Consider the following 16,487-nt stretch of genomic DNA (forward strand, 5'->3'; position numbering starts at 1 on the left):
GCACCGGAGCCCACCATGTACCGCATCGCCCCCAGCCTGCTGTCCGCCGACTTCGCCCGCCTCGGCGAGGAGGTCCGCGACGTCATCGCCGCCGGCGCCGACTGGATTCACTTCGACGTGATGGACAACCACTACGTCCCCAACCTCACCATCGGCCCGCTGGTGTGCGAGGCCATCCGCCCGCACACCTCGGCGCCGATCGACGTGCACCTGATGGTGAAGCCGGTCGATCGCATCGTGCCCGACTTCGCCAAGGCCGGCGCCAACGTCATCACCTTCCACCCCGAGGCCTCCGAGCACGTCGACCGCACGCTCGGGCTGATCCGCGACGCCGGCTGTCAGGCCGGCCTGGTGTTCAACCCGGCCACCCCGCTCGACTGGATGGACCACGTCATGGACAAGCTCGACGTGGTGCTGCTGATGAGCGTCAACCCCGGCTTCGGCGGGCAGAAGTTCATCCCCGAGACCCTCAACAAGCTGCGCGCCGCGCGTGCCAGGCTGGACGCCTACGAGGCGCGCAGCGGTCGCCGCATCCTGCTCGAGATCGACGGCGGGGTGAAGACCGACAACATCGCCGCGATTGCCCGCGCCGGAGCCGACACCTTCGTCGCCGGCTCCGCGGTATTCGGTGCCGCGAAGGCCGCCGATCCGCACCGCTACGACTCGATCCTGGGTGCGCTGCGCGCCGAGCTCGCCGCGGTGCAGGCATGAGGATGGACGCGCGCTTCGCGCCGCGCGCGGTGCTGTTCGACCTCGACGGCACCCTGCTCGACACCATCGCCGACCTCGCCGACGCCGCCAACCTCATGCTCGCCGAGCTCGCCCGCCCGGCGCGCAGCCTGGAGGAGATCCACAGCTTCGTCGGCAAGGGCATTCCCAACCTGGTGCGGCGCTGCCTCACCGAGGGCACGCACGCCGATGAGGACGAGATCGACTCCGCCGTGGCCGTGTTCCGCCGCCACTATGCTGTGGTCAACGGCGCGCGCACGCGCATCTACCCCGGGGTCGGCGAACTGCTCGAGCGCCTGCGCGGACACGGGCTGCCGCTGGCGGTGGTCACCAACAAGGCCGAGGCCTTCACGCTGCCGTTGCTCGAGCGCATGGCGATTGCGCACTATTTCGACGCCGTGGTCAGCGGCGACACCTTGCCGGTCAAGAAACCCGACCCGGCGATGCTGCACCTGGCCTGCGCGCGCCTCGGCGTGGCCGCCCGGCAGGCGCTGATGGTCGGCGACTCGGCCAACGACGCCTTCGCCGCGCGCGACGCGGGCATGCCGGTGCTGCTGGTGCGTTACGGCTACAGCGAAGGCATGCCGGTGGACAGCATCGAATGCGATGGGCTACTATCGAACGCACTCGAAGTGTTGGACCATATCGGTCCTGCATAGGCGCAAACCGGCGGCAGGGGCGGCGCAATCCCTCGCAATCCCGCTGCGGGCTCGCAAGGTCCGGTGGCTGCGCCGGCGCCCTTTCATCCGCCCTCGTCCGTCTCTCCACCAACGACTTCATCGTGATGCTCGCACCCCGGGATCGCCTGTTCTCCGCCTCGTCCTCCGCCCAGCCCGACTGGCGCGGCGGCTGGCGTTGGCCTTTGGGCCACTGAACGCGACCTCCCCCTGCGGGGCCCGCCGCGCACGCTGCGCGACGCCTTCCCCGCCCGCTGCAAGCCCTTCCGATCGATCCGTCCCACGTGGAGCCCCCATGCTCGAACACGAATTCAACGCCCTCGCCGCCGAGGGCTACAACCGCATCCCGCTCACCCTCGAGACCTTCGCCGACCTCGACACCCCGCTCTCCATCTACCTGAAGCTCGCCAACGAGCCCTACACCTACCTGCTCGAATCGGTGCAGGGCGGCGAGCGCTTCGGGCGCTATTCCTTCATCGGCCTGTCCTCGCCCACCCGCATCGAGGTCTATGGCCGCTCCGCCCTGCTGCTCACCGGCAACCGCCTGGTCGAGCGTCGCGACTACGGCGACCCGCTCAACTTCGTCGCCGAGTTCATGAACCGCATCAAGGTGCCGCCGCGCCAGCACCTGCCGCGCTTCGCCGGCGGTCTGGTGGGCTGTTTCGGCTACGACACCGTGCGCTACATCGAGCCGCGCCTGGCCAAGACCGAGAAAACCGACACCGTCGGCACGCCCGACATCCTGCTGCTGCTGTCGGAAGAGGTCGCGATCGTCGACAATCTAAGCGGCAAGCTCACCCTCGTCGTCTATGCCGAGCCCGAGGTGCCGGGCGCGTACAAGCGCGCGCAGAGGCGCCTGCGCGAGCTCCTCGCCCGCCTGCGCGAGGCGGTGGAGATCCCCGAGGAGTTCCGCGGCGAGTCCGCCGAGCCGGTGTCGAGCTTCGGCGAGGAAGCCTTCAAGGACGCGGTGCGCCGCGCCAAGCAGTACATCGTCGACGGCGACCTCATGCAGGTCGTGCTGTCGCAGCGCATGAGCAAGCCCTACGCCGCCAGCCCGATGGCGCTGTACCGCGCGATCCGCTCGCTCAACCCCTCGCCCTACCTGTTCTACTTCAACCTCGAGGACTTCCACGTCGTCGGCGCCTCGCCCGAGATCCTCACCCGGCTCGAGGACGACGTCGTCACCGTGCGTCCGATCGCCGGCACCCGCAAGCGCGGCGCCACCCCGGCCGAGGACCTTGCGCTCGAACAGGAACTGCTCGCCGATCAGAAGGAGATCGCCGAGCACGTGCAACTGCTCGACCTCGGCCGCAACGACGCCGGCCGCGTCTCCGAGGTCGGCACGGTCAGGGTCACCGAGCGCTTCACCGTCGAGCGCTACTCGCACGTGATGCACATCGTCTCCAACGTCGAGGGCAAGCTGCGCGAGGGCCTCGACGCGCTCGCCGTGCTGCGCGCCACCTTCCCCGCGGGCACCGTGTCGGGCGCGCCCAAGGTGCGCGCGATGGAGATCATCGACGAGCTCGAGCCGGTCAAGCGTGGCATCTACGCCGGCGCGGTGGGCTACCTCGGCTTCCATGGCGACATGGACCTGGCGATCGCGATCCGTACCGCGGTGGTGAAGGACGGCCAGATCCACGTCCAGGCCGGCGCCGGCATCGTCGCCGACTCCGACCCCGACGCCGAGTGGAACGAGACCCAGAGCAAGGCGCGCGCGATGCTGCGCGCCGCCGAGATGGCTGAAGGCGGACTCGACACCCGCTTCTGAGCGCGGCGCCTGCGCCGCCCTCCGTCCACCACGCCTCGATACTGGCGATGCCCGCGCGGCGCGCGGCTTCGCGAAGGGAAAGACCATGCTGCTGATGATCGACAACTACGATTGACGTCCATCAAGCTCCGCTGCATTCCGTGGAAGTCGCGCAAGACAATGATTTAAAGCGATTCTTATTCCTTGTTGGTCCAGTGACGGCTAGGCCAATCTGCCGCAAGTGTGTATATTTCCGTGTATATCGAACCTCCTGAGAGGTGATATACACAGATGGCCATGAACCTGCTCTCGGCCCGCAAGGTCGAGACCATCCTCCCTCAAGCAGAACCGTACTGGCTCAAGGATGGAGGCAGTCTCTTTCTGTACGTCACGCCCAACGGCAGCAAGCTGTGGCGCTATCGCTATCGGCTTGGCGGCAAGCCTGCGATCTACGCGATCGGCAAGTACCCCGCGGTGTCGCTGGAAGCCGCGCGCAACGAGCGGGATCGCGCGCGGGAACTCGTCAAGAAGGGCGTGCATCCCGTCGTGGAGAAGCGGATCAGCATCTCCACCCAGCTCGAAAAGGGCGACAATACCTATGAGGCCGTAGCGCGCAGGTGGATGGCAAGCAACGTGCAGTGGAGCGAGGGTTATGCCGCGCAGGTCAAGCGCACCATGGAGAAGGACGTCTTTCCCAAGGTGGGCAAGCTGCCGATCAGCTCGGTTCGCACCGCGCATTTGCGTCCGCTCATCCAGGGCGTTGCCGAGCGTGGTGCCGCCACTGTGGCGATCCTGATCAGGCAATGGTCTAGCCAGCTCTTTGCATACGCGGCAGGTGAGGAGCTTTGCGACAGTGATCCGACGGCGCTGCTGAAACGGTCGGTCAAGCGCCCGCGGGTTCGCCACCATCCACCGCTGGCGTGGCAGGACATTCCCAAGTTCCTGAGCCGTGTGGATGATGCGGGCTATCGCGTCACCGTCATCGCGCTGCGGTTGATGGCTCTCACCTACGTCCGTACGGCCGAACTCCGCAAGGCGCACTGGTCTGAGTTCGATCTGGACAATGCAATCTGGACAGTGCCGGCGGGTCGCATGAAGATGCGGCAACCGCATATCGTTCCGCTTTCGAGGCAGGCCACCGTGCTCTTGAAAGAGCTGCACACGCTGACAGGTGGAGGGGAGGTGCTGTTCCCCAGCTTCCGCAAGCCTGGAGAGGTGATGTCAGCCACGACGCTCAACAAGGTGCTGGAACGCATGGGCTACGGAGGCCAGTTTTCCTCGCATGGCTTCCGCGCGACAGCGACCACACTGCTTGGCTTGTTGAGCTATCCCGAGAATCGCGTCGACCTGCAACTGGCGCACTCGAAACGGAAGAAGGATTCCTCGCGCGCACCGTATGACCACACCAAGTACATCGCCTCGCGCACCATCATCATGCAGGATTGGGCGGACATCCTTGATGTGCTGGCCCGTAGCGACTCGATGAGCAAGATCATGGAAGCCTTCGGCCCGCTGTCGAAGCGGCGCAGGGCGCTGCTGAGAGTCATCGAACGAGAGTGATGCCTGCGAGATGCGTTCAGGATATTGAGCGAGCGCGCCGGACGAACCTTGCCCGCGAGCCTGCCAGGGGAACGTCAGGCCGCAGCAGATAAACCATGACGATCGTCGGCGCACCAGCCGGTGGTCGCAACGCGATGCCTCTGCGCGAGTAGCTGGTGAGTCTTGCGGTCGGCGCAATGGCGATCCCGTACCTTGCGGCAACAAGCGTCATCGCCACGTCGAAGGTCTCCACCGTTTTCTCTCGGCCCTGCAGCGCGTTCTCGAACACACGCTGAACTGTCATTCGCCGTGGCTCCCCGGCCGTGGACTGCGAGCAGATCAAGAGCTGCTTCAGCACTTCCTGGCCTGGACTGTGTGTAGGCCGGATCGCAGGCACCCGTAATGTATGACCGCTTTGTGGCCGCGCTGACGTGCGGTCGCTCCTGGCCGCTATGTGCGATCTCCATAACGGCCAAAAGCGGACGGGCGTCCTCACGCTGGTCGGCGGGCGTTAGAATGTGAGCACAAGCTATCGGCGACGTCGGCAGTCTCGGATTGTGTTATCGTCGGGAACCCGACGCTGAAGCGCGCTCCCATCAGCTGTCCAGCGCTGGTGCCGGGCCGACTCCGGTCCAAGACCGTCCGGTACCGCCACTCCAACGACGGGGCAGCGGCGCAGGTGCTGCTTGACGAATCGCCTCTTGGCGGAGCCGCTCGGGTGGCAGCGACGGCTATTTGTTCCTACGTAATGACCTGGGTATCGACCGCCGTCTGCCTGGGGCGCAAGGAGGGGGTAGGGATGACCGATCACATGCCCGACGACGTGTCTGCCGCCGGCAGGGACCTGAGGGCCTATACCGACGAGTTGCGTCCCCGGCACGGCGTGGTGCGCAACGTCCATGGCGAGTGGGTGCTGCTGAGGCACGAGCTGGTCGTGCAGGCTGCGCTGAGTGATGATCGGTTTTCCAGCGCGGTGTCGAGCCAACTCCACGTCCCGAATGGCATGGACTCAACCGAGCACACGGCATACCGGGAGGCCCTGGACCGCTTCCTTACCCCGGAGGCGCTCACCCCCTTCCGTGAGAGATTCCGTCGGGTGGCGGCCGACTTGGTCGCGTCGCTGCCCAGGGGTGTCGCCATCGACGCCGTGTCCCAAGTGGGCGTTCGGTTTGCCGTCCGGGCGCAAAGCGCGTGGCTGGGCTGGCCGGCTGATCTCGAAGATCGCCTCGTGGACTGGGTTGCCGAGAACCATGCCGCGACGCGCTCGGGCGACAGGTCCTGGACGCGGCAGGTGGCGGAGTCGTTCGACGATCTGATCCGGTCGGTGCTCGAGCCGCGCCGCGGGGCGCGCGAGGACGACACTGACGATGTCACCGTTCGGCTCATGCGGACCGAAGTGAACGGCCGGCCCCTGACCGACGCAGAGATCGTGTCGGTTCTGCGGAACTGGACGGGAGGGGACCTGGGCTCCATCGCGCAGTGTATCGGCGTGCTGGTTCATTACTTGGCGACGCACCCCGCTGTGCAGGATCAACTGCGCTCGGGCGTGCCTGACGCCGAGATCGATGCCATGATCGACGAGATCCTTCGGATCGATGATCCGTTCGTATCCAATCGGCGCGTGACGACGTGCCCCGTCACGATCGGCGGCGTTGAACTGCCGCAAGGGGCACGCGTGAAGCTGAACTGGACCTCCGCGAACCGAGACGAGACGGTCTTTGGCGACCCCGACGCCCTGGATGTGGAGCGCAACGCCGATCGAAACCTGGTGTACGGCATCGGAAGGCACGCGTGCCCCGGGCGCTCGCTGGCGACGCTGGAAATGCGCATCGCGGTACAAGAACTCCTCGCCGCAACGTCGTCGATTGCACTTGAGCCACAGCAACCGGCCGAACGGGCGGTATCTCCAGTCGGTGGGTGGGCCAAGGTGGCGGTTGTGTTGGCGTAGCCCCGGTTGCCTTGCATGGCAATCGTCGGACTGCCTGATCAGCAACAGTGGTATCCGCCGGGCACAACTTTGCCACGTAGCTGCGGCACTCGAGGCATCAGGACACGCTGCGAGCGCGTTGAATGAACCTGGCCACGGGTTCGGTCAGGCGCGCACGTGGATACAGGAGATAAGCCATCACGACGGTTGGTGCGCCAGCCAAGGGTCGCGCGGCGATGCCGCGGTTCGCGTAGCCGGCCAGCTTCACCGACGGCGCAATGGCGATCCCGTACCCGGCGGCAACCAGCGTCATCGCCACATCGAATGTCTCCACCGTTTGCTCCCGCTCCTGCAGCGCGTTCTCGAACACGCGCTGTGCGGTCATGCGCCATGGTTCATGAGCCGTGGATTGCGAGCAGATCAAGGGCTGCTTGAGCACTTCCTGGCACGGCACTTCACGGTAGGCCAGCAGGTGGGAGCGCTTGGCCACGGCGACCGCCAGCGTGTCATGCCACAGCGGTTCGCATACCCAGCCAGGCCACTGCCGGGCAACCGCAGACAAGGCGAAGTCGAAGCCGTCGCCCGGCAGCTCCGCGCCTCGACCGGGATCTGTCCACCCGGCCAGGACGGCATGGGTCTCCGGCTCTTCGGCACGCTGCAGGGCGAGCACGTCGGCGAGCTGGGGAGGCACCCATTCGCCGAGGACGGCCATGCGAATTTCGGCGGTGATGTCACTCGATTCCACGTCCAGCTCCCCCAGGCGGTGAACTCGTGGCAACTGATCTCGAAGCCGTTGGATGAGTTAAGTTTAACGTGGTTTAAATCGTGACCGTGTTCGACGCTCTTGGCAATGCCAAAGCGTTCGATCCAAAGGGGCCGCCCCACCGGCACCACTACCTACGAAGCGGAACCAGCCATCGCGTTTGGGGCTGCCGTGCGGGAAGAAAGAACCAGCCAGGGCATCGCTCAGGAAACGCTGGCCCACATGGCCGGCATCGAACGGTCGCACATGGGCAAGATCGAGCGCGGCGAGCATGTCCCCACGCTCCCTCTCATCCTCAAGATTGCCCGTGCGCTGAAATGCAGTTCCGCCCACTTGATGACTCTGACCGAAGCCAAGCTGGCGGAGTCGGCCCCATCCGCAGATTGAAGCCGGCCCGCACAGCGGTCGCATGCCTACGCCTGATCGTCGTCCTTGGTCCCAAGGGCTGAATCTTCGCGCTTTGCGGCCTCGTTGAGGAGCCGCAGGTATGGGTTGTCTGGCGGCGCTTCCCGGAACAGCGCCTCCGGGCTGGCGAGCAGGTAGCCGTGCAGCCGGCGCGACTTGCGCGGCCCCGTGACTTCGCAGGTCCAGATGTTCAGCCCGCTCGGCTGCTTGCGGTGCTGTCCCAACTTCTCGAAGCGCTTCTGCACCCACTGCCACCCCTCCAGCTTCTCCTGCTTGGCCAGCGCGGCGACTTGAAGGTACTCCTGCGCGTAGCGCTGGAACACGCCGGGGCTGACGAGGTAGGTCGTACCGGCGACGGTATGCACCAGGGCCTTGGCGTCGTTGATGATGAGCTTGCGCGTCTGGATGCTCTGACGCAGCCAGGCCATGAAGTGCGCCCCGGAGGGCTCCGCGCGATCCTGGGCAGGCGCGAGGCCCATCTGCGGCGGGGGCACGGTCGAAGGGGCCGGCTCGGGCTCGGCAACAGGGGAACTCGGGATCTCCGGTGCCGGGGGTGGAGCGGTGTCGCCCAGCAGGTCGAGCAGCGCGGCCACGCCGGTGTCCATGGCTGCGGATGCGATCGGCGTCGTGCTCGCGGATGCAGCTTCGATGCCTTCCGCGCGCGGCCCATCGGGCACCGCCGGCGCCTGCGGCGTCGGCTCCGCTTGTTCCTCTTCGACCTGCACACGGCCTGCGAACGGCGCCGGCCGGTCGGCGGCATCCCAGATCATCGCCGGCGAGAGTTTCAGGAAGGTGAAGGCGTGCGACCAGCCGGTGTCGCTGGTGACAGCAGCCTTCCAGATCGCCTTGCCATCCGGCGTCGGTTGCACGATGCCGTGATCCTGCAGCACGTTGAACACCGCCGTGTTGCTCGCCGGGATGCCGTCGATGCCCTGCGACAGCAGATGGGCGCGCAGCTTGTCGGAGACGGTCTTGCTCACCAGCCACAAGGCGTCCTGGGTCAGCCAACCGTCCGCCGGGCCGGCCTGGTTCAACTTGAATTCTTCCTTGAGCAGGTAGCGCAAGCCGTCGAGCAATTTGCGTTGCAGCGCATGCTTAGGCGCCGCCAGCGCCTTGCTGGGATCGCCGCCGAGTTCCTGGGCGACCGATGCCTGGTCGGCCTGCACGACCAGCTCGCCGAGCGTGCCGGCGTGCTCGTACTGGCCGGCCAGCACATACAGCAGCGCGGCCCAGAGGTCGGGATAGCCGCTGAGCCAGTCGAAGATGTCCCGATCGAGAAGGCGCGTGTAGAGCAGCCCGGTGGCGGCGCTGTGCAGGCGGTATTCACGCTCCTTTCGGTAACGGAAGCGGTAGGGCTTTCGCAGCGGGCCGTGCCAGGGATGCCAGACGCTGCCGTCAGCGTGCTCGACGTACAGATCGACCGCAATCTTGCCGATGTCGTGCAGCAGGGCCGCGTAGGCCGTGCCTGCGGTCCAGGCTTCGGCCTGGGCCGCCTGTGCCTCGGGTGTGACGCCGGCAGGCAGCAGGTACGACTGCCGCAATTTCAATGCATAGGCGACGATCTCCAGGCTGTGGTCCAGCATGCCGCCCGGATAGGCGTGGTGGTGGTTCTCGGATGCCGGGAACTGCTGGACCAGTTCGGCGTAGCGCTCCAGTGGGGCGAGGTAGAGCGTGGCGAACTGCCGGCGCGAGAGCGATGTGCGCTGCCAGATGTGCTCCAGCAGTTTCTGCCGACGCGGCGTGGCCAGCAGCGATGCGGCCGACTCCGGCCGCATCGACCCTTTCGGAGCTTCGATGGCGGATGTGGGCGGTGTGCCGGCGGTGGGTGGCACCCGTTTGCGCTGGAACAGCGAGAGCATGACGAACCCCGGATGACGGGCTGCTCGGGGCGCCTTTTGGCCTTTTCAGGATAGGGCCTTTCCCCTTGGCATCCTTCCTTTGCCCCTTCCCAGCCCTTTGGCCTTTGTCGGAAGCCTTTGGGTATAGGGCCGCTGCTTCGCGGGTGCCACGATGAATGCGGCATGGGGCAATCCCGGCATTGGGGCGCTGCGGGACGTTCGTCAGCTCTGGCCCAAGCCGGTGTCGAGGGCGGCGGATTGCGCTGCGAAGTCGTCGGGACGGCGCTTGCGGAAGGTTTCGAGATTGGCGAGCTTCCAGCGCAGTGCCGGCAGTTGCGCGGCGTGCCGGCATTGCACCAGCGACCAGTCCGGTTCTGCGCGCGCCAGCCCGCTCAGAAACTGCTTGTGCGCGGTGCTCAGTCGCTGTGGCAGCTCGCGCCGCACCCTGGCGCGAGCGTCGAGCAGTGTTTCCAGGGAGCAGCCCACTTCGGCCATGCCGACAAAGGCCCGCTCGTACTCGCCGGCGATGTCCTTGTCGTTACCGAACAGCACTTCGTGGGGCGGCCGGTTGTGGCCCGCCAGATAGATCACGAAGCACTCGACCATGCCGTCGCTGATGTCGCCCGACTCAAAGAGCTGCCACACGTCGAACAGATCGCGCGGGTGCTGCCGATCCAGCGCGGCCACCAGCTTGCTGGCGCTCAGCGGCCGCCGCTCGACGGGCAGCACGCTGCCTCGGAACACGACGTTGACCTCGATCTTCACCTGGCTGGCGTCGTTCTCGACGATCAGCTTGGTGTCTCCCAGGTCCTTGGCGCGAACCAGGCGTGTCTGCACGCCCAGTGGTGCAACGCGCATGGCGATGGCGGCCAGCTCCTGGTTGATGGCTTGCAGCGCTTCGTCGCGCGGCGTCTGCCACGGGAGGTACACCACGTCGATGTCCACCGACAGGCGCGGCATGTCCCGCACGAAGAGGTTGATGGCCGTGCCACCCTTCATGGCGAAGATATCGTTGGCGAACACGTCGGGCGCGACGGCCAGCAGCAGGCGAACGGTGTCCGCGTAGGTCTTATCCATGGGGTTTCAGGCTCAGCAAGGTGCCGTCATCGAGCCGGCTCATCCAGCGCGCGTTGCTGCCGGTGCGAACCGGATACTGCTCGAGCAGGGCATCGACATCCACGAGGCGGGTTTCGCGCGCCCAGGTGAGGAACAGGCGCACGGCCTTCACGCTGACGCAGCAGGACAGCAGTTGCCCGAGCAAGTCCTTGCGGGGGGAGCGCAGTCCATCAAAGATGTTGCGGGCCTCTTCGAGGCTCTGCTTGACACCGGCCTCGTAAAGCAGCTCCAGAACGGCACGCTCGGAGGCTGCCACCCGCAGCTCGTCGGGGAGGCCAGGCGGCGTGGTCAGGGTCCTGCCGGCCAGCGTCGCGTCCGGCCAGTCGAACAGACGGGCGTGTACGTAGCGGGCCGGAAAGCGCGAGGTGAACCAGGCCGGCAACGCGAAACGACCGTCGCCCCACAGCACCAGCGTCTCCCGGCTACCCAGGTTGTGCCGCACGCCCTGCAGGGCCAGGGCGCTCTTGCCGCCGACGTGCAGGCCGGGCACGCGCTGCTGCAGGAACTTCAGCGCACCGTAGACCCCGAATTCATCGTTCGGGAAGGCATAGACGCCATGGGCCAGGCGCACGAGCCACCCGCCGTCGGCATAGTGGGCGGCGAGCTGGGGCGACACCCCGAACTGGCTCAGGGTGGCAAGGTCGAACGGCGCCCCGCGGGGGAGTCCCGCCTGCAGCCCCTTGATTACTTGGTGCCTAGAATTTCCATCCATGTTATAAAGATAGCACGGAATCCAATCAGCCCTAGAGTCATCGCTAGAACGCGCAGAGAAAGTAGCATAAGGTTTGATTTTCAATGAAAAATCTAATCGCCCTGCGACCCAAGCCAACCCGGCTCGGCCAGCCGTATCCTTCGAACGGTGGCCTGATGCCTGAGCCGCTGTGCCCAATCTTGCTGGCATCGCTCCAAGGGCCGGCGCTCCCAGTCGAGGGGCGCGATGAGTAGCCTTGCCGATGGATATGGCGGCTATGCCGACTTAGCCAGCGCGCAAGCCGAAGGAACGGACTACAGGGTGCATGTACGCCCGTTCGCCGGATCATCCATCGCCGTCATCGCACCGCATGGCGGAGGTATTGAGCAGTTCACGTCGGACATCGCGCGAGCGGTCGCTGGCACGGACACCAATCTCTATCTGTTCGAAGGAATTCGTCAGGCTGGCAACTACGCTGCACTTCATCTGACCAGCCACAAATTTGATGAACCGCGCTGCCTGGCACTGCTATCCGCCTGCGACCACGTGGTCGCGATCCACGGCTGCGGCGGCAAGGCACAGCGCGTCCTGATGGGCGGCCTTGACGACTCATTGAAGATATCCATCGGACAAGCCATTGCTCGGCTTGGTGTGGAAGTCGATCTGAAGGGACACTCGTTCCCGGCAACGGATCCGAACAACATTTGCAATCGGGGACGGCGCGGTCTTGGTGTGCAAGTTGAATTGACCCTCGGTCTCAGGCTGCATGGGCCGCGTGATGCGGTGTCCGCAGCTATCCGCTCCGTACTCTTGAACTTGCCAAACGAACTGCCAGGGGGAGATCAACGCCGATGATTCTGACCGACAACGAAACCCGGGTCGACCTGCTGAACAACGAGGCCATCGCGACCACGATCATCGAGTTGCTTCGCGCCAGGCCCGACCATCCGGTGACGATCGGCGTGCATGGCGACTGGGGTGCGGGCAAGTCCAGCGTGCTCGAAATGATCGAGGCGGGGTTCGCCGACAAGGACGAAGTCCTGTGCCTCAAGTTCAACGGATGGCGCTTTCAAGGCTTCGAGGATGCCAAGATCGCCCTGATCGAGGGGATAGTCACGGGCTTGGTCGAGAAGCGTCCGGCCCTGAACAAGGCCGCGGCCGCGGTCAAGGATGTCTTCCGGCGCATCGACTGGCTAAAGGTGGCGAAGAGAGCCGGCGGCCTCGCCCTGACCGCGTTCACAGGCATTCCGACACCCGATCAAATCGGAGCTATCGTCGGCTCGCTCGAAGCGGTGATGGCGGATCCTGCCAAGCTCGCCACGAAAGAAAACCTCTCGACGGCGATCGACGAGGTGAAGGCCGTGCTGAAGCCGGGCGAGACAAAGAATGTGCCCGAGGAAGTGGAAGCGTTCCGCATGGCCTTCGACCAGCTCCTGAAGGACGCGGGGATCAAACAGCTCATCGTCCTGATCGATGACCTCGACCGCTGCTTGCCAGACACCGCCATCGAAACGCTCGAAGCGATCCGGTTGTTCGTGTTCACCGCCCGGACGGCGTTCGTCGTCGCGGCCGACGAGGCGATGATCGAGTATGCGGTGCGCAAGCACTTTCCCGATCTGCCGGACAGCACCGGACCGCGGGACTACGCACGCAACTACCTCGAAAAGCTCATCCAGGTCCCATTCCGTATCCCGGCGCTGGGCGAGACCGAGACACGGATTTACGTCACGCTGCTGCTGGCCGGCGCCGAAATCGGTGAAAACGACGCCGACTATGCGAACTTGATTGGCGTGGCGCGTGAGAAGCTGAAGCGTCCTTGGACCAGCGGCGGTTTGGATGCGGCGACCGTCAAGACGGCGCTCAGCAAGCAAGCCGAGAAGGCGAACAACGCACTTGCCCTCAGTGACCAGATTGGCCCCATCCTGGCGAGCGGTACGAAGGGCAACCCGCGTCAGATCAAACGCTTCCTCAACACGCTGCTGCTGCGTGAGCGTACTGCGGCCGCGCGCGGATTCGGGGACGATATCAAACTGCCCGTGCTCGCGAAGCTCATGCTCGCTGAGCGCTTCATCCCGAGGCTGTTCGAGCAGATCGCGTTTGTCGCCGCGGTCCACCCGCAGGGGCTATGCGAGGACCTCGAAACACTTGAAAAGGGGCTGGCGACGGCCGACGGTAAGGAATCGCAGGGCGGCGAGCGGAAGGGACAGAGAGCCGGCGAGCCAGGGCCCGCGCTTGACAACGCCGTGTTGACTGAATGGCGGTCGTCAGAGACGGTGTGCGACTGGGCGCGCCTGTCACCCAAACTCTCGGGTCTCGATCTACGCCCCTACTTGTTCGTGACAAAGGACAAGAAGGACTACTTCGGCCCGGTGTCCGTGCTGGGTCACTTGGCCGGCGTGGTGGAGAAGCTGTTCAGCGGCAAGATGACCGTCCAGGGCTATGAGGCCGAGTTGAAGCAGCTCGTGCAGCCCGAAGCGGAGAAGGTGTTCGAGGCCGTGCGCACCAAGATCATGAGCACGGGCACCTTCGACACCAAGCCCGCGGGTGTTGATGGACTTGTCGTCCTCGTGAAGGCGCAACCTGGCTTGCAGGGCCGGTTGATGGACTTCTTGGAAGCATTGCCAAGTGGCAAGTGTGGCCCATGGGCTGTCAGCGGCTGGCAGGGTGTCATCAAAGATGCCGAATGCGCCGCTCGTCTGACAAAGCTGCTGGGCGAGTGGAGCAAGGTCGCCAATAACCCCGGCCTCAAAGCAAGCGCCGAAGCGGCCCTCAAGGACGTAAAGGGAGGACGCTGATGGGCACTTCGACAGCTTACGGTGGCCCTGGCGGCGGCACTCCGCTTGTTCCATCATGGCTCGGCGGCGCTGATGGCGGTGACGCTCCCGCTGCTCCTGCAGGCACGGGAGCTGGACCGGACGGCCAGCCACCGGCCGACGGCGGCGCGCCGCCTGTGCCGCCAAATCACCTGCCAATTCCAAGAACGGCAGACCCGCAGCGTTTCTCCGGCGCCCGCAATTGCTTCACGCGATTTGCCGGTTCCGGCGGCACTGACAGGGCCAACCTTGGCCGGGCCGTTTCAAGATACGTCTCCACATCCGCCGGCGGTGCCCGGCAGGCAGCCCAGCGAATGGGAGCCTCTCGCAGTGCCGGCGCGCGCCTTCTCGGCTTCCTGGTTGACGCGCAGGCGCGGGGGGTGCGCGAGGCCTTGCGCGCGCTCGACTTGGAGTCCCTGGCAGGTCGCCCGATCACCGAGATTTTCGTGGGCCTGGCCGACTACATCTGCCCAGGCGCAGGCACCGTCGATGAAGGCGTCGCCCGTGAGGCTTACATCGAAACCGTCGTTGAACTGGCCAGCGAAGGGTTGACTGACCTGACCACTTTCACGCCGGATCAGATGCAAACGGTCTTCGAGCTGTACGCCACGCATGCGATCGAAGCGCGGATCTGCAATGACATCGGCACCAAGGCCGTGACCATGCCGGTGGACGCCCAAGCGGCACACCGCGTCGAACAGCAGTTGCGTGACTTCATTCGGGGCGGGGTGAGCGACGCGCTGACCCGGGCCCGGGCGGAGTCACCGAATCTCACGCCCGAACGCATTCAAACCTTCGTCGACACCGTGTACGAGTCCGCGTTTGCGATCCTGCAGGCCCTGGGGGATGCGGAGGCCAACCAATGAAGCGACAACTCTTGGCGGGGCGCTTCGGCCCCGATGACCACGTTGACGTTCCGGTCGGTGTGGATGAACAGAGGACCTACTTGCAACTCGCCGCTGGCGAGAAGTCCCTGGACCATGGCATCGGTGGTGCGCTAACCAGCTTGAAGAAGATCGGCGTCTTTCCCTCGGAGATTGGCATCGACCTGCTAGTGCTGGCTGCTCACGTGCATGCCGCGGACACGCGCATCTCGCGAGCTGAGCAATCGCAAGACTCCTGGACGCGCGAGATTCGTCTGGTTGTTCCGGTCAGTGATCCGGTTCGTTGGGGAACTGCGACAGCGATGCTGAAGAAGTCGCTGGATTTCTTGACGGGAGATCGATGGACGATCGGGTTCAGGGCGCGTCCGGCTCGGTTCGCGACGATTGCTGAGGAGGCGCCCCCGAGTCTTATCTGTCCACCCTTCGACTCCCTGAGCCTCTTTTCGGGCGGGCTGGACAGCCTTATCGGCGCCATAGACCTCTTGGAGGACGGCGCGACCCCATTGCTGGTCAGTCACTTCGGTGAAGGCGCCACCAGCGACGCGCAGGGCAAGTTGCTTACGGGCTTGAAGAAGCACTACGACAGGTCATCCTTCGAGCGGCTACGCGTCGGAATGACCTTCGACGATGGCCTCGTGGAAGGAGTCGGCTCGGAGAACAGCACGCGGGGAAGATCGTTCCTGTTCCTCGCGCTCGGGGTGTTCGCTGGTACTGGACTAGGACGACGCTTCACGTTGCGGGTTCCCGAGAACGGGCTGATCGCTCTGAATGTGCCGCTGGACCCACTGCGGCTGGGCTCGAACAGTACCCGCACGACGCATCCGTACTACATGGCAAGGTGGAACGACCTGCTCGGCTCACTCGGCATAGACGGGGAGATCCTGAACCCCTATTGGGACAAAACGAAAGGGGAGATGGTCGCGGGCTGTCGCAACCCAGCACTCTTGAAGAAGTTGGCGACGGACTCTCTGTCGTGTTCCTCCCCCACCAAGGGTCGGTGGCAGGGACTCGGAATCGAGCACTGCGGGTATTGCTTGCCGTGCCTGATTCGCCGTGCGGCGCTGATGACGGCATGGGGCAACGGAAACGATGCGACTACGTACACCGTGCCGGACCTCCGCGCGCAGCCACTGGACACGCGCGAGTCGCCCGGAAAGCAGGTCAGGTCGTTTCAGTACGCAATCGAGCGCTTGAAAGGGCGACCGCAGCTTGCGAACCTCTTGATCCATAAACCCGGCTCGCTTGCTGACGAAGCCGCGCACCTCGATGAACTCGCCGATGTCTACCGGCGCGGCCTTGATGAAGTCGCCCGGCTCATCGATGGCGTCGAGGCGCGGCCGAGTTGACTAGGGCGCGCG

15 protein-coding genes are annotated in these 16,487 nt (G+C 65.2%); 10 read left to right on the top strand and 5 right to left on the bottom strand.

What is annotated here, in order from left to right:
* The first annotated feature begins 15 nt into the window (after positions 1–15).
* From rpe to TMZ1T_RS04535, 4 genes are all read left to right on the top strand, one after another.
* Entirely contained in the window at positions 16–711 is a 696-nt protein-coding gene (gene rpe / locus TMZ1T_RS04520; protein ID WP_004322782.1) for a ribulose-phosphate 3-epimerase, read from the top strand.
* A complete protein-coding gene (locus TMZ1T_RS04525; RefSeq protein ID WP_040829465.1) occupies positions 708–1,388 on the top strand; it encodes a phosphoglycolate phosphatase in 681 nt (226 codons plus the stop codon). The genes rpe and TMZ1T_RS04525 overlap by 4 nt, the downstream gene beginning before the upstream one ends.
* A 313-nt stretch (positions 1,389–1,701) precedes the next feature.
* Positions 1,702–3,174, top strand: coding sequence for an anthranilate synthase component I (gene trpE / locus TMZ1T_RS04530; RefSeq protein ID WP_012584713.1), 1,473 nt, complete (start codon positions 1,702–1,704; stop codon positions 3,172–3,174).
* Between the two features lie 270 nt (positions 3,175–3,444).
* On the top strand, positions 3,445–4,713 hold the full coding sequence (locus tag TMZ1T_RS04535) for a tyrosine-type recombinase/integrase (protein WP_012584714.1): 1,269 nt from the start codon (positions 3,445–3,447) through the stop codon (positions 4,711–4,713).
* Between the two features lie 16 nt (positions 4,714–4,729).
* Here the strand turns inward: TMZ1T_RS04535 and TMZ1T_RS04540 are convergent, their stop codons facing one another.
* Complete coding sequence (locus tag TMZ1T_RS04540; protein WP_261789173.1) at positions 4,730–4,996, bottom strand: type 2 periplasmic-binding domain-containing protein; 267 nt, start codon at positions 4,994–4,996, stop codon at positions 4,730–4,732.
* A 495-nt stretch (positions 4,997–5,491) separates the two neighbouring features.
* On the opposite strand from TMZ1T_RS04540, the gene TMZ1T_RS04545 reads away from it, so the two are divergent.
* Positions 5,492–6,640 carry a cytochrome P450 gene (locus tag TMZ1T_RS04545; RefSeq protein WP_012584715.1) on the top strand — a complete coding sequence of 383 codons (1,149 nt, stop codon included), beginning with the start codon at positions 5,492–5,494 and terminating at the stop codon, positions 6,638–6,640.
* 97 nt (positions 6,641–6,737) lie between these two features.
* Here TMZ1T_RS04545 and TMZ1T_RS04550 read toward each other — a convergent pair whose 3' ends face one another.
* Positions 6,738–7,364: a LysR substrate-binding domain-containing protein gene (locus TMZ1T_RS04550; protein ID WP_012584716.1), complete on the bottom strand. Its 627-nt coding sequence runs from the start codon at positions 7,362–7,364 to the stop codon at positions 6,738–6,740.
* Between the two features lie 105 nt (positions 7,365–7,469).
* Between TMZ1T_RS04550 and TMZ1T_RS04555 the strand changes: the two genes are divergently transcribed.
* Positions 7,470–7,769 carry a helix-turn-helix domain-containing protein gene (locus tag TMZ1T_RS04555; protein ID WP_012584717.1) on the top strand — a complete coding sequence of 100 codons (300 nt, stop codon included), beginning with the start codon at positions 7,470–7,472 and terminating at the stop codon, positions 7,767–7,769.
* A 26-nt stretch (positions 7,770–7,795) separates the two neighbouring features.
* Here TMZ1T_RS04555 and mobH read toward each other — a convergent pair whose 3' ends face one another.
* The 3 genes from mobH to TMZ1T_RS04570 all read right to left on the bottom strand — a co-directional run bounded on the left by mobH (position 7,796) and on the right by TMZ1T_RS04570 (position 11,453).
* Positions 7,796–9,646, bottom strand: coding sequence for a MobH family relaxase (gene mobH / locus TMZ1T_RS04560; protein ID WP_012584718.1), 1,851 nt, complete (start codon positions 9,644–9,646; stop codon positions 7,796–7,798).
* 201 nt (positions 9,647–9,847) lie between these two features.
* Positions 9,848–10,702: a nucleotidyl transferase AbiEii/AbiGii toxin family protein gene (locus TMZ1T_RS04565; protein WP_012584719.1), complete on the bottom strand. Its 855-nt coding sequence runs from the start codon at positions 10,700–10,702 to the stop codon at positions 9,848–9,850.
* Complete coding sequence (locus tag TMZ1T_RS04570) at positions 10,695–11,453, bottom strand: type IV toxin-antitoxin system AbiEi family antitoxin domain-containing protein (RefSeq protein WP_012584720.1); 759 nt, start codon at positions 11,451–11,453, stop codon at positions 10,695–10,697. Before TMZ1T_RS04570 ends, TMZ1T_RS04565 begins: the two co-directional genes overlap by 8 nt.
* A 225-nt stretch (positions 11,454–11,678) precedes the next feature.
* Between TMZ1T_RS04570 and TMZ1T_RS20455 the strand changes: the two genes are divergently transcribed.
* Genes TMZ1T_RS20455 through qatC form a run of 4 tightly spaced genes read left to right on the top strand, consistent with a single transcriptional unit; the run spans position 11,679 to position 16,475 of the window.
* A complete protein-coding gene (locus tag TMZ1T_RS20455; protein WP_012584721.1) occupies positions 11,679–12,287 on the top strand; it encodes a poly-gamma-glutamate hydrolase family protein in 609 nt (202 codons plus the stop codon).
* The gene (gene qatA / locus TMZ1T_RS04580) at positions 12,284–14,227 is read left to right on the top strand and encodes a Qat anti-phage system ATPase QatA (RefSeq protein ID WP_012584722.1); all 1,944 of its coding nucleotides are present in this window, start codon (positions 12,284–12,286) and stop codon (positions 14,225–14,227) included. Before TMZ1T_RS20455 ends, qatA begins: the two co-directional genes overlap by 4 nt.
* Complete coding sequence (gene qatB, locus TMZ1T_RS21720) at positions 14,227–15,111, top strand: Qat anti-phage system associated protein QatB (protein WP_012584723.1); 885 nt, start codon at positions 14,227–14,229, stop codon at positions 15,109–15,111. The genes qatA and qatB overlap by 1 nt, the downstream gene beginning before the upstream one ends.
* Positions 15,108–16,475, top strand: a complete 1,368-nt coding sequence (gene qatC, locus TMZ1T_RS04590) for a Qat anti-phage system QueC-like protein QatC (protein ID WP_012584724.1) — start codon at positions 15,108–15,110, stop codon at positions 16,473–16,475. The genes qatB and qatC overlap by 4 nt, the downstream gene beginning before the upstream one ends.
* Positions 16,476–16,487 lie beyond the last annotated feature (12 nt).

The sequence above is a fragment of the Thauera aminoaromatica genome (assembly GCF_000021765.1).
In the GTDB taxonomy this organism is placed as follows: Bacteria; Pseudomonadota; Gammaproteobacteria; order Burkholderiales; family Rhodocyclaceae; genus Thauera; species Thauera aminoaromatica.